9 protein-coding genes, 1 other RNA gene and 1 pseudogene are annotated in these 13,297 nt (G+C 70.1%); 2 read left to right on the forward strand and 9 right to left on the reverse strand.

Features of this window, described 5'->3' with window-relative positions; genetic code table 11:
- Positions 1-1,598: 1,598 nt before the first annotated feature.
- Positions 1,599-1,880: a hypothetical protein gene (locus AB0383_RS35925; protein ID WP_366189686.1), complete on the forward strand. Its 282-nt coding sequence runs from the start codon at positions 1,599-1,601 to the stop codon at positions 1,878-1,880.
- 276 nt (positions 1,881-2,156) lie between these two features.
- Here the strand turns inward: AB0383_RS35925 and AB0383_RS35930 are convergent, their stop codons facing one another.
- The 9 genes from AB0383_RS35930 to rnpB all read right to left on the reverse strand — a co-directional run bounded on the left by AB0383_RS35930 (position 2,157) and on the right by rnpB (position 12,447).
- Positions 2,157-2,504, reverse strand: a complete 348-nt coding sequence (locus tag AB0383_RS35930; protein WP_366189687.1) for a hypothetical protein — start codon at positions 2,502-2,504, stop codon at positions 2,157-2,159.
- A 709-nt stretch (positions 2,505-3,213) separates the two neighbouring features.
- Positions 3,214-4,212 carry a C40 family peptidase gene (locus AB0383_RS35935; RefSeq protein WP_364187759.1) on the reverse strand — a complete coding sequence of 333 codons (999 nt, stop codon included), beginning with the start codon at positions 4,210-4,212 and terminating at the stop codon, positions 3,214-3,216.
- Positions 4,213-4,216: 4 nt separating this feature from the next.
- Positions 4,217-4,825 (reverse strand): hypothetical protein, encoded by a 609-nt coding sequence (locus AB0383_RS35940; RefSeq protein WP_366189688.1) that lies wholly within the window; start codon positions 4,823-4,825, stop codon positions 4,217-4,219.
- Positions 4,826-4,828: 3 nt separating this feature from the next.
- Positions 4,829-6,907 carry a magnesium transporter gene (locus AB0383_RS35945; protein WP_366189689.1) on the reverse strand — a complete coding sequence of 693 codons (2,079 nt, stop codon included), beginning with the start codon at positions 6,905-6,907 and terminating at the stop codon, positions 4,829-4,831.
- Positions 6,904-9,876: an ATP-binding protein gene (locus AB0383_RS35950; protein WP_364187768.1), complete on the reverse strand. Its 2,973-nt coding sequence runs from the start codon at positions 9,874-9,876 to the stop codon at positions 6,904-6,906. The genes AB0383_RS35945 and AB0383_RS35950 overlap by 4 nt, the downstream gene beginning before the upstream one ends.
- A gap of 3 nt (positions 9,877-9,879) precedes the next feature.
- Positions 9,880-10,368 (reverse strand): hypothetical protein, encoded by a 489-nt coding sequence (locus AB0383_RS35955; protein WP_366189690.1) that lies wholly within the window; start codon positions 10,366-10,368, stop codon positions 9,880-9,882.
- Between the two features lie 12 nt (positions 10,369-10,380).
- Positions 10,381-10,647, reverse strand: a complete 267-nt coding sequence (locus AB0383_RS35960; RefSeq protein ID WP_326568540.1) for a hypothetical protein — start codon at positions 10,645-10,647, stop codon at positions 10,381-10,383.
- A gap of 460 nt (positions 10,648-11,107) precedes the next feature.
- On the reverse strand, positions 11,108-11,965 hold the full coding sequence (locus AB0383_RS35965; RefSeq protein WP_366189691.1) for a hypothetical protein: 858 nt from the start codon (positions 11,963-11,965) through the stop codon (positions 11,108-11,110).
- Positions 11,966-12,051: 86 nt separating this feature from the next.
- Positions 12,052-12,447, reverse strand: an RNA gene (rnpB, locus tag AB0383_RS35970) — RNase P RNA component class A.
- Positions 12,448-12,650: 203 nt separating this feature from the next.
- Between rnpB and AB0383_RS35975 the strand changes: the two are divergent.
- A pseudogene (locus AB0383_RS35975) lies at positions 12,651-13,243 on the forward strand (hypothetical protein).
- Positions 13,244-13,297 lie beyond the last annotated feature (54 nt).

The following is a 13,297-nucleotide window of genomic DNA, read 5'->3' on the forward strand; positions in this document are numbered from 1 at the left end:
CGCGGGCCGCGGTTGAGGTTGGGGCAGCTCAGGCCATGGGGCGCGCACTTGCTGTTGGTTCCAGCCAGGCTGCGTGCCCGGTTGGGGCAAACCGCTTGCCGGAGCAGTCGGCTGCTGCCCCTCCGGCTGTGCATCGGGCTGCGGCAAGCCGCTCGCCGGAATCGCCTGGTGCACGCCCGGTTGCGGCACGCCACGCTCCGGAACCGCTGGCTGCGTGCCCGGTTGGGGCAAGCCGCTTGCCGGAGCAGCCTTCTGCTGCCCGTCCGGGCCTTGCACTCCGCTCGGCTGGGGCAAGCCACTCGGTGCTGCCTCCGGTCGCGCGCCAGCCGGTTGCGGCGGGCCGTGGTGGGGCAAACCGCGCGTTGCCGCATCTGGTTGTGGGGCAGCTGGCTGCTGCGCGCCCGGCTGAGGCGCCCCAGTTGCCGTGCCCGCAGACTCCGGCTGCGTACCGCCCGGTACAAGGCCGTCCGACTGCGGCTGGTTCCACTGGCCGCCCTTCTGGATTTGTGTTGCCTGTGCACCAGCCGGCTGTTGGTCGCTCCCCATCTGCGGCTGGGCCCAACCAGGCTGCGGCTGAGCTTGACTCGGCTGTCCGGGCGCCTGCGGCGCTTCCTGGCCCGGCTGCTCCGGCGCGGTAGTCACCGGTTGGGCTCGCTGATACCCGGAAGACTCGGCCTGCGCATCCGCCGGTTGCTCGGACGATTCGACATGCGGACTCGGCTCGTGCGCGGGCGGTTCGGCGCTCTCGGCCTGACTCGCCGCAACGGCGAAGGCCACCTCATCCGGCCGCTGCACCTCAACCTGCGGTGGAACCTGCTCGATCGGAGGCTGCGGCTCGCTCGCGGCGGCCTCGGCGGCCCCTTGACCAGGCGACTGCGGCGAGGAATCACTGGCCACAGACGCCTGCGGCTGCTCTTCCACCAGCGGCGAACGGTCCAGTGGCTCCGCCCGTGCACTCGTCGGCTGCGCCGAAAACTCGGACGCCGACGGCTTCTGCGGGTGCACATCATGGTGCGATGGCTGGTCCGGCGACTGTGGCTCTGTCTGCGCAATCGACGACTGTGCAGAGGTCTCGGTCGCCGGAGATGTCTGCGCCTGGTCATCCGAGACCGAGTGGTCGGGCGATTGCGACTGCTCGGCCGGGAGATCCGCCGGCACACCGGTCAGAGGTGCAGGCTGCGGCTGGTCATCCGAGGGCAAGTGGCCGGGCGATTCCGACTGCTCGGCCGGGAGGTCCACCGGCACGCCGGTCAGAGGTGCGGGCTGCGGCTGGTTATCCGGCCGCGGCGGTTGCTGGGCGGCGCCGTGCGGTGGCGAAGGGGCTGCCGGTTCCTGCGGTGCCTCTGAAGTCTGTGATGGAGATTCGAGGGGATCCGGTGCGCTGGTGTTGGGGTCGCCGGCAGGGTCGGCCACTGGGGCATCTTCCGGATCGGCGGTAGTTGCCGTGGGCTCGGCCGGGATCGGTGGCGTGTCGGCAGCGGGTGGCGTTGTTACGCCCGCAGTAAGGACAGGGGCCGTTTCCTGCGCGGTCGCGGGCTCGCCGGAGGAGACGGTTGCCGAAGGGGCCAAGGGGGCCGAAGGGGCCAAGGGGGCTGAGGGTGCTGAGGGTGCTGAGGGGGCTGAGGGAGCTGAGGGAGCTGAGGGAGCTGAGGGGGCTGAGGGAGCTGAGGGAGCTGAGGGAGCTGAGGGAGCTGAGGGAGCTGAGGGAGCTGAGGGAGCTGAGGGAGCTGAGGGAGCTGAGGGAGCTGAGGGGGCTGAGGGGGCTGAGGGGGCTGGAGAAATGGTGCCGGCCGGTGGATCGACCTGTGTGGGAGCAGGAGTCTGGACAGGCTCTGGTTCCGTGGGCGGAGCCGGCGGCTGAAGGGGTGCGGGCTGCGTGACCGGTTCCGCGGCATGCGGGGTCTCGGGCGAGATCAGGCTGGGGTCAGGCGTCTGGGCCATCGGCGGCCGGCCCGCCGGAGGAACCGGTGGTGGCTGCGGAGCCGAGGTCCACTGCGGTTGGGTGGAGACCGGGATCTGAGCGGGAACAACAGGCACCGACGCCGAAATGGTCTGAGCGGTCTCGGGTGCTGTGGCTGGGGCTCCAGGTGCCGCGGTGAAGCCCGGAGCGCCGGGGCCGCCGGTGTTGGCAGAGCCGGTGCCGAAGGTGGCTGTGTTCAGGTCCGGGGCACCAGTGGCGAAGGTTGAACCACCAGGGTGACCTGCGGCGGAGTGTTGCCAGCCGGTTGCGTCGGGCGAAGGGCCGTTGGGTGGCGCAGGGTGTGATGTCGGGTCGAAACCAGGGTGTGGTGGCGCGGCGGGCGGGGCCTGAAAGCCAGGACCGCCCGGGCCAGGGCCGGCATTCGAGACAGCAGGACCCGGAGCGACAGGGCTCGGACCAGCAGGGCCAGGAGCGCCAGAAACCGGACCACCAGGACCAGCAGGGCCAACAGTGCCAGAAACCGAACCACCAGGACCAGCAGAGCCAGGAGCCCCAGGATTGCCGAGACCGCCAGGAACTTCACCCTCACCAGGGTGCGGCACCGTCCGCCACACCGGCGCCGGGCCGATGTTCATCGGCGCTGGCGCTCGCAGCGGCTGAGAAGGGGCGGGAGCGGCAGGCCGCGGCTTGGGCTTCGGAATCGGATCCAGACAGGACACCAGAACGGTCGTGTTCAGCGGGTCGTCGACCTTCCGCCCGCTCCGTTCGCGGTAGATCATCTCGCCTTCGGTGTCGATCTCGACGAGGTAGCCGGCCTCCGCGAGTTGTTCTTCGTCCAGGTCGACGAGCTTTTCGTAGCGCGAGGGCACAACGCGGTAGATCGGCCACGCCAAGGCGGCGTGTTCGGCGTGGAACTGGGCCAGCAACGCGGCCATTTGTTGTTGCCAGGGCAGGGACATGCCCTCGGCCAGGGAGCGGGGCAGCACGACGTACCCGGGGTCGACGCCAGGCCAGCCGTGGGCCAGGTGGTCGGCCAGCGGGGTGCTCGACGCGGGGTGCGCGGCCTGCCGCGGGGGCTGGGGCGCACCGAACAACGTCGCCGGGTCCTGGGGCTCGCCCTGGCCGGGCTTGCCTCGTTTGCCGAATTTCCGTGCCACGTGTGTCATCCTCTGCCAGCGCGCGGCCGCGTGCTCGTGGACAGGCCGCGACTTCGGGTGAATCCGCGGCGCCGGTCAATCGCCTTAGCGGTCACCCCGGTCCGTGTCAAGAGCCGGTGACTCCCGAACTCCATGCTAGACGCCGGGGCGCACCGCCTGCGGCACCACTTCGGCCTCGTCGAAGGAGAAGGGGCGCACGTGCACGGGCACGCCCGTCTGCTGGGCCTCGACGATCTTGCCGTCGCCCAGGTACATCGCCACGTGGTGGATGGTGGACGGGTCGGCGGGGTCCGTCGCGAGGAAGATCAGGTCACCGGGCTGCGCATCGCGCACCGGGAGCATCGCGCCGGCCTTGTACTGGTCCTGGGAGACGCGCGGCAGGATCACGCCGGCCGACTCGTAGGCGCGCAGCATGAGACCGGAACAGTCATACGCGTTGGGACCGGTCGCGCCCCATACGTAGGGCTTGCCCTGCTCCCCCAGCGCGAACTTGATGGCCTGCGCCGCCGCCTGGCTGGGCGGGAGCGCGGCGCCGAGGCCCTGGCCGCAGCCGGACGCGTCGACGACCTGGCCCAGGTTCTCGATCAGGACGGAAGCCATGGCTTCCCACTTGTGGTAGCGGTCGGGGAAACCGGAGCGTTCCACGGCTTGCGCGGCGTCGCCCGGGCGTTCGTTCTGCCAGTCCGGCACGGCGAGGAGCACGTCGTAGAACTTGTTGATCGCGTAGTTCGGGTCGGTGACCTGGGCGACGCTGCCCCAGTTCATCGACGGGCGCATCTGGAAGATGCCGAGCGAGTCGCGGTCGCCGTGGTTGAGGTTGCGCAAGCCCGACTCGGTCATGCCGGCCTGGATCGCCACCTGCCAGGCGCGCGGGGCGAGGCTGCGCTGTTTGCCGATGGAGATGATGAGCGAGACGATGCCGCGCTGCTCGTCGTCGAGGTTCTGCGCCTGCCCCGCACCGGTCTCCGGCTGGCCGGGCTGCGTGGGACCGATCGCCGCGTCGCACGAGGTGTTGAGGATCCCGCCGGCGGCGGCTTCCTGCTGGTCCACCACGACTTTCGTCACGGTGCTCGCGGTGAGCACCGTCGCGAAGACAGCAGCGACCAGCACCGCGACGAGGATAGCGATCTTCACCGAGTCAGCTCGCCTGGTCGTAGTCCGAAACCCGCCACCCCGCGCCCGTGTTGACCACGGTGATGGACAGCTTCGGACCGTCAGTGGGGACGAGGACTACGACGGAACTGGTGTAGGAGGACTGGACCGTCGCGTCGCCGGTCACGCGCGTGGCCGTGATGTTCGCGGGGTCCACAGTGGACATCTGGGGCAGGAACTCGTCGGTGGTCAGTGCGCGCATGCCGTTGAGCCAGTCGGCGTTGGTGATGCCCGCCGGGTGGTTGACCCAGGCCGTGGCCCACTGCTTGGCGACGTTGACGGCCTCGGGGTTCGGTGCCGCGGACGTCGGGGTGAGCAGCGGGCTCGACAGCCGCGTCGGCAGCGTCGCGGTGGTCGGCACGGGTGCCGCGATGCCCGGCGGCTGCGACGTGGTCGTGGTGACCGAAGTGCTGCCCGGCGCGCCCGGCGTCGCGGTGGCCGGTTTGCCCATCACCTTCGGCAGCACGATGCCCAGCGCGGTGACCACGATCGCCAGGAACACGATCGTGCCCATGAGATGGCGCGGCGAGCGGAGCGGGTAGCCCCACAGGCGGCGGTAGACCGCGGCCCGGCCGCGGTTGGTCCGGATCGGCACGCGTCACCGCCCCATGAGCTGGTCGGTGTCGCGGACCTCGATGCCACGGGAAGGTCGGTACAGCACGAAAACGGGCTTGCCCGCGACCACTTCCGGGTCGACCCGGCGCGGCTGCGCGCGGATGCCCGGCGGCGTGTAGACGCCTGCCTGCTCCGGAATCGACTCCGGCGAGGCGTAGCCGCGGTCCGACGAGCTCATCCGCGACGGGACGACGACGGGTTCCTGCTCGTCGCTCCAGCGCCGGTCGGCCACCGGCGACGTGTCGACGCGCCGGCTCTCCCGCGTCGGCACGCGGCGGCCGCCGACGGCGTAGTCGCCCGGCTCGCCCGTGACCGGGTTGTACTGCGAGAACACCGGCGCCCCGCCGCCGCCCGAGCTCAGCGCGGCGCGCTCGCCGGCCGACCCGACGGCGCCGGGCCAAGGCGCACCCGACCAAGCGGCGGCCGGACGCGCGGAGCGGGAACCGTTGTCGAGCCGCTGGGCGCTGGCGAAGACCGCGGCCTCCGGCCGGTAGCGCCCGCCGCCGACGGTCGCACCCATCGGACCGCGCGCTTCGCCGTCGACCACGTCGTCGGTCTCGCGCACGTTCTGCCAGAACTCGTCCTGCGGCGACGGCCCGGCCTTCTTTCGGAAGCGGGAGAAAATGCCGCCGTTGGGCGAAGGCACCGCGGCACCCACCACGTTGACGGACATCTCGACCATCTGCCACAGCCGCCGCACGGGCCGTCCGACGAGGAACAGCAGCACCGTGATCAGGCCGGCGAGCACCATCTGCGTGAGCAGGTTGAGCGAGCTTCCGGCGTCGAAGATCGCCTGCAGCAGCAACGCGTGCACACCCGCGAGCACCGACAGCACGACCAGGTTGAACGCGATCCCACCGGCCACCTTCAGCACGCGGCGCAGGATGTCCGGGTGCAGCAGCGCGACGAGGCCGATGAGCGGCGCGGTGAGCGTGAACAGGCGGATCAAGACCTGCGCGAGGAGCACGGAAGCCTTGGCCAGCAACTGGAACAGTGAGTAGACGATGCTCTGGCCCAGCGCCAGGAAGCCAGCGCCGGTGCGGCCGCCGGACTCGCCGGTGAAGTAGCCGGTGGCGGGGCCGAGCTTGCCGGAGATGTCTTTGAAGGCGGCCTTTTTGGCGTCGACGACGTTTTGTTTGCCGTCGTCGCCGTTCACGAGCTGGTCGCGGGTGAACGCCTGCGCGTCGAGCAGCGGTTTGCCGAACTGGTCGGCCTGGGGCGCCGTCGGCGAACCGAACTCCCCGCGCAGCCAGTTGTCGTAGACGATCTGGGTGTGCAGGTTCGTCGGCAGGATGTCGCGCACGATCCGGTCGGAGCTCTCGTCGACGAAGCCCGCCTGGATGTTCGTGGTGGTCTGGACGATCGCTTTGTCGATCGGATCGAAGTACCGCAACATCGCCAGCGACGACGCCGCGAGCCACACCCCCGCGAGCGCGTACAGCGCCCGTTTGCTCACCGCCGCGAGGTCACCTCGCCAGATCTGGCGGAACAGCATGATCGACAGGATCAGCGCGACGAGCCCGAACAGCTGCGCGTAGATGTTGTTGTAGACCTTCTCCGCGCCCGATTTCACCGCGCTGTAGATCGGGTTCAGCAGCCCGCCCTCGAGCACGGTGTAGTGCAGCGAGTTCGTGGCGCCGACGATGTTCTTGCCGACGTTGAACAGCTGGTTGCCCGCCCACGTGTCGATCGTGGAGCTGGGCGAGGCGATGGCGGACAGCGCCGTGCAGTTGGTCTGGTAGGTGTTCCAGACCATGCCCGCGTAGCTGTAGTCGATGTACGCGCTGCCCGGCTCGCCGTGGCCTTCCGGAGGGTCGATCGCGCCGACCATGCCGGAGCCGGGACGCTCGGGGTTCGGCGACTCACCGCAGGCCGCGGCGTTGGCCGACGGCGCCATGAGCACCGTCTGCAGGCCGAGGATCGTGATGACGGCGAGCATCGCGGCCCGCCGGCTCGGCTGCCTTCGCCCGCCAGGCTTGGGGCCTTCTTTGATACGCCGCTTCAGCGCGTGCCAGCCAGCGGCGAACGACAGGACGAACGCCAGCGTCCAGACTGTGTTCACGCGGCATCCCTGCCGGTACCACCCTTGCGGCCGGCCCGGGCGTGCCGGTCCGGGGAGTGTCCGTTGGCAGGTTGTCCGTTTCCGTTGTGCACTGCACCCTCCACCTCGCCGGTCTCGGACGCGAGCGGGTCCGGCGAGCCGAGGAGCTGCTCGTCGGTAAGGCCGACTTCGAGCTCGGCTTGGAGTTCGAAGTCGTGTTCCAGCTCGTCGTCCTCCGGTGGGGTGGGGACGTAGGGGGCGGGCGCTTCCTCGTGGGGTCGCACGAGGGCCGCGCCGGGCTTGGTGTGCGCGTCGGGGGAACCCGGGGTGGTGTCCATGACCGAGCGCAGCTGGTCGAGGTGGGGGCCGGAGAAGTCGACGCGGATGCGTTCCACGCCGCCGGCGCCGTCGCCGAAGATGAACTGGCGGGGTTCCACGTCGCGTTCCGTGCCGCGTTGCGCGCCGGGCCGGCGGCCGAGCGCGGCGACGACCTGTTCGTAGCCGACGCCGACGGGCACCTTGAGCAGGCGCAGGGCGTCGGCCTGGGCGTCGTCGTCGTCGAGGCGGCCGACGAAGACCGAGTCGAGCAGGGCGACGAAGCCCTGGATCTTCAGGAAGTCGGCCGGGATCTGCGAGGACAGCAGCACGCGGACGTTCCACTTTCGCGAGTCACGCGCGAAGCGGTTCATCAGCACGCGGCCGGTCGGGACCTCGGAGAGGAAGAACGCCTCGTCGATCCAGACGCCCTTGCGTTGTTCCTTCGGCTTCTCGTACACCGACCGCTGCGTGAGCCACGCCGCGAGGTTCAGCATCTCGACGCCGAGCGACTCCGCGTCCGTCCAGTACTCGCGCGGCACGCCGTCCTTGGGCAGGGTCAGGCCCGCCATGGTCAGCACGGTCATGCGATCGTCGCGCGTCTCGGAGTACGGGTCGGCGTCGCGTTCCGGGATGAGCAGCGCCATGCGTTCGCGCATCTCGTCGAGGAAGTCGGCGACCACGACGGCGTGCTCGTGGTGCTCGCTCGAGTCGCGGCGCAGCGCGTCGATGACCTGGCCCGGGTCGGCGTCGAAGCGACCGCCGACGGCGCGGACGGCGCGCAGCAGCACGATCCGCGTCTGCGCCATGCGCGACACCTCGTACGGCAGCACGCCCGTGAGCACGTCGAGCACCAGGCGGCGCCGGGTCGCGCCGGCGAGCGCCTTTTCGCGCCGCCACGAGCGTTCCGGGTCGTCCTCGTCCATGAAGTGCTCAAGCAGTGGATCGGCGACCACGCGGTACGGGTTGAGGATGCCGGGCTGCGCGTTGAGCAGGTTGATCGGCCGCGCGTACGGCCGCAGCTCCGGCAGGTCGCACAGCCGCGCCAGCGGGCCCGACGGGTCGAGGATCGTCCAGTGCGCCCCGGCGCGCAGCGTCTTGTAGACGATGCCGCCGCCGAGGAACGACTTGCCGCCACCCAGGCCGGCCACCATCGCGGTGAGGCCCGAGCCGTCGCGGATCTCCTGCGCCATCCACGGGTCCCACGCCACCGGCCGGCGGGTCGCGGTCACCGTCTCGCCGAGCAGGATGCCGCGCCGGTCGCCGACCTCCGCGGTGGCCGTGGGCACGGACGACGCCGTCCACACCACCGAGCCGCGGCGCATGTACGCCGCCGACGCCAGCGGCTCGCCCGGGATGAACTCCCGCGCCATCGCGTACTGGGCCTCGGGGTGCTCGATCGCGACCTTCGGCTTGTACAGGTCGAGCAGTTGCTGGGCGAGGCGCAGCGCGTCGCGCTCCGTCGGACCGGACACGGCCAGGCGCCACCACGAGCGCACGCGGGTGGCCAGCGCGGTGAAGCCCGACGTCATCTCGTCGTCGATCTCCAGCACGCGCCCGGCCTGGCGCGCAAGCGATTGCGGCGGCTCCAGCTCGTGCTCGTCGGTGTAGTGCTTGACCTGCGAGCGGACCTTGTTCATCTGGCGCTGCAGCTCACCCGCGACCTCTTCGGGCCGGCGCACGTAGATGCGCGCGGACACCTCGACGGCGGCGGGCAGGCGGTCGGCGTGCTGGATCCACGGGTCGTCGACCTCGGGGATCTGCAGGCCGTGCATCTGGCCGACGGTGAGCACGGCAAGGTGCCGCGACACGCCGGCGTTGGACCCTGTGCGGCCACGGACGGTGACCGTGGGCGCGTACGGGTCGGCGTGGAAGTCGGCTGCGTCGGTGAAGCTGGCGAGGTCCTCGGGCTCCCACGCGGCGCCCGGCACGGCCGGCATGTTGCGCGGTGCGGGCAGGCCCAGCGAGCACGAGCGGTGCATCAGCCAGGACATCTCCTCGGCGTGCACCGGCCGGCCCTCGAGGCCGGCCGTGCCGATCACCTGGTCGAGGTGCTCGACCTCGGAGTCGAGCGCCACCAGTTCGGCGTCGACGGCCTCGGGCAGGATCTTGCGCAGCACCGGGGCGGCGCGTTCGACGGCGCGGTCGACCATGCGCCGGGTCTGCACCTGGACGCCGAGGTAGACCTCTTTTTCGGCCATCGACCGGCCCATCAGCTGCTGCTGCTCGCCGATCAGGTAGTCGTCGAAGGAAAGGGCGCCCGGCACGTCCTGGGGACGGCCGACGGCGTTGTGCACGTGGGCCTCGGCCCACATGCGGATCGGGTACGGCCGGTTGGTCACGCGCAGGTGCAGCCAGCGGCCCTGCAGCTCCGCGTACTGGCCCGCGATGGCCGCGATCAGGTCGCGGCGCTGGGAGTCGGAGCGGAACGACCACCGCTGGGGCGCGAGCCGGTACCAGGCGTACACCTCGTGCCCGGTGCGCAGCAGGTGCCCGTCGATGCTGCGCGCCGCGATCGACGGCGTGTACGCGGGTATGGCCTGCTCACCGGGCAGCCTCTTGCCCGCCGAGGAGTTGTTCCTCGGCGAGGGTTGCCGGACCTGCTGCGGGGTTTCCCAGGCGCCCGTGGGCACGCTTCGATCCCGCTTTCCTCGGCTTCCGCCGCGACCGAACAACGACTACCTCCCGGCCCGAGCCGCGGGGCGGCTCCGGCGCGCTCGTGGTGCTCCCTGTGCTCCGGCCGAAACCCCGGTGCCCTGGCCGTAGCCGTGGTGCCGGTACTGCCGCCTCCTCTTGTGCTTCGGCAACGGGCGCTCGGCCCGCACGCGGATGCGGCTGGCGCTGACGGCGCCGCCCGTGCCCGCGGGCTTCTCACGCGGTGTGTTGAGCTCGCGGCCGGCCATCCCGATCACCGCGCCCAACGGGCGCTCGTGGCTGATCTTGGCGGTGATCAGCCGAGTGATCAGGATCGTGGCCACGAACGCCCACGCCGTGGAGAAGAATCCGAAGCTCCAGCCGGCCCACCGTTCGATGGTGAGCACGACCAGGAAGATGGGTATGCCGATGAGCCACGCTACGTAGCGGGCCCTCCAGGGAAAAGTCGCCTTCGGCGGGCCGAGCCAGACGGCGTCGACCCGGTAGACCTCGTCATCCGTCCTGATGCGCACGCCTGCTCCGCCTCAGCCCGTGAACAGGCCGGCGATCCACTGGCCCACGTTGACGCCGGCGCCACTGACCGCGAGTCCGATGATGGCGAGCGCGATGACGACACCCGCGAGCCTGCGCATGACACCGGCGTTGTCACCCTTGCCGCCACCGAGCCAGAGCAACAGGAGCGCGACGGCCAGCAACACCAGGGGGACGATGTTGTCGAGCAACCAGTTTCGGACGTTTCCGGTGCCGAGTTCGCCGGCAGCCAGCGTCTCGAGCGTGGTCATGGTGGTCATCGCGATACTCCCGGTGCGCGGACGGTCCCGCGCGCTTCTGGCTTCGGCGAAGCCTCGAACAACATCATGGCGTCACAAGGGGTAGTGGTCAAAGCGCGCTGTGTAAATGTCGACTTGTGGACACGGATGGGGCTGGGGTCGTCTGGGTCAGAATTCCTCGCCCTCCATCATGGGGGCAAGGGTGCTTGGGATTAACCCCGGCCACCCGGATTTCGCAGTGGACCCACGAACTCACCCTGCTGGAAGTGTTTTGCTCACTCTCGGTACTTCCCAAGTGGTCGATATCCGGCCGGAGCCAGTGTGGCATGCCCCATTCGGCCTCTCCGAGTGAGCCCGCAGTGTCACCGCCACGCTGCCCCAGGGTCGCCGGGAGCAGTGAGGCGCTCGTCACGATACGCGCAAGTCGGACCGGGATTTTCACTACATAGCGTGATTCCGGACATCGGGCACGAGAGGTGCCTTATCGGGAAGAGGTCACCGCTCGCGGAAACGCACCGGCCTTGACGACGGCGCGGCTCAGCGGCCGGCACAGCTCGGCGAGGCGGGCGGATTTTTCCCCACCCAGGTGCCGCCAGGGGCCTTCGGAGGCGGCGTTCGTGGCGGCCTCGACGCGCTCACGGAGGTCGGCACCCTTGTCCGTGAGGTCGCCGTCGGGGCCGATGACGCCCTGGCTCGCCAGGCGGGCGACCTCGGCGTCCCACTGCTCGTCGCTCCAGCCGCGCGTGCTCTTGGCCATGTGGGGCGTGAAGCCGGCTCCGCTCGCGACGTGCGTGACGAGGGCGGCCAGGCCGTCGAGGCCGTGGAGCATGAGGGCGGCGACGTGGGCGTCGCCGCGGTGCTCGCGCAGGAGCGTGAGGGCGTGCCAGAGGACGAGGTGCGGCTTTTCGGGCCAGGCGAGGCTCGCGTGGCCGGCGTAGAGGGCTCGGCCTTCCGGGCTGCAGCCGTCCGCGGCTTCACGCGCGAGCTCGGCGGCTTCGGCGGTGGTTTCGGCGTGGATCTCGTCGCCGAGGAGCCTGCTGAGGGCGGCGTCCACGGCGGTGAAGCGGGCTTCGGTGATTTGTTCGGGTGTGGCGAGGGTCCAGGCGCGCGGGATGTGGCGTTCGACGATCTCGGGGTTGAAGTTGTAGAACGTCGCGGCCACCACGCCGGCGTCTACCGCTCCCATGGGTGCCGAGCGGCTGGCGAAGTACGTCATGCGCCCGGGCCGGAGCCCCGCGGCGGTGAGGTGCTCTTCGGCTTCGGGGACGAAGTAGATCAGGGAGTGGAGGGTGTCGAAGGTGCCCTTGAACTTCTTCGCCGCTTCGGCTGCTTCGCCCATGGGCGGGATGCTACCGGGCGGTAGATGGTGGTGTCTTGGGGTTGGGGTGGGTTTTGGCCCGGGGCGGCAGAAGCCCCAAAGCAGGGCGGACGAGTTGGCGTGTAAGCCGGATCCTGTGCCCGGCGCGACCTCGCGGCCGGTCGGGCGACGGTCATCCATCTCGGCCTGCCGTTGCCGGCAGGCTCCAGCGGCCTACCCGCAGGCATCGGACGGGCCGTCCTCAAGCGCCTGCGCAGGAGCGGCAGCTCCCTCTTGGCCTTGCTCCGGGTGGGGTTTACCGAGCCACCCCGGTCACCCGGGGTGCTGGTGGTCTCTTACACCACCGTTTCACCCTTACCCCCGTCCGGAAACGGGGGCGGTCTGTTTTCTGTGGCACTGTCCCGCGGGTCGCCCCGGGTTGCTGTTAGCAACCACCCTGCCCTGCGGAGTCCGGACTTTCCTCGGACCGGGTCACCCCGATTCGCGACCGTCCAGCCAACTCGTCCGCCCCGGAATCGTACCCGCGCACCGCCGGACGGGCGCGCGGCGGGGCGAGCAGTTCGACGACGCCGAGCGTCACGATCACCGCCAGCGCCACGAGCTCCACGACGTTGATCAGGTCCACGGCCACCAGCTCCCTTCGCAAAGGGGAGTACGGACCCCGCCCAAAACCGGTTCAAGTCGATCAGCGCAAGGTCCTTTGTGGATGATCTCACGCCGTGGACGTGCGTTGACGCTGTTCAGGGCCGCTGTTTCACTCGCGGCATGTCCGCACCGGACCTGCAGACGAGTCCACGGGCTTCAGCCTCGCGCTGCTGCTGGCGACGCAGCGTCTCAAGGTGATCGCCGCGATCCATCTCGGGCTGTGGCACCCCGGTGTGCTCGCGAAGTTCGTCGCGAGCGCGGCTGGTTCAAGGACGAATTCACCAAACTGGGCGAACCGTGGCTCGAACACGACGAGCGCTACCGCCGCACGGAGGAGTTCATCACCGCCGTGCGCGAGCTCTGGACGAACGACCACGCCGAGTTCGGCGGCGAGGCCGCGTGTCCGACTGGTACTGCGGCAACGGCAAGGACTACGACGGCTTCACCGAACAGGTCGAAGACGTCCGCGCCATCGCGAATGGCCGCACTGTCCGATTCGGACTCAATGGGTTCGTCATCGCGCGCGAATCCGCCGGCGAGGCCGAAGCCGTGCTGCGCGAGATCATCGAGAAGGCGAACGCTGCTGCTCGGTTTCCTGCACTACCTGGAAGACGTGGAGCACTTCGGGAAGAACGTGCTGCCGGTGATCCGTGAGAAGGAACGCGAACTCGCTGAGTTGTCTGCCTAGGCTCCGCCTAGGCGTGCGGG

It is taken from the genome of Amycolatopsis sp. NPDC051373 (assembly GCF_040689465.1).
Classification (GTDB): domain Bacteria; phylum Actinomycetota; class Actinomycetes; order Mycobacteriales; family Pseudonocardiaceae; genus Amycolatopsis.

Bases quoted from the DNA above. Each gene is read 5' to 3' on its own strand.
- AB0383_RS35960 (WP_326568540.1), bottom strand. From the start codon at position 10,647: ATGACCACCATGACCACGCTCGAGACGCTGGCTGCCGGCGAACTCGGC.
- AB0383_RS35965 (WP_366189691.1), bottom strand. From the start codon at position 11,965: ATGGGCGAAGCAGCCGAAGCGGCGAAGAAGTTCAAGGGCACCTTCGAC.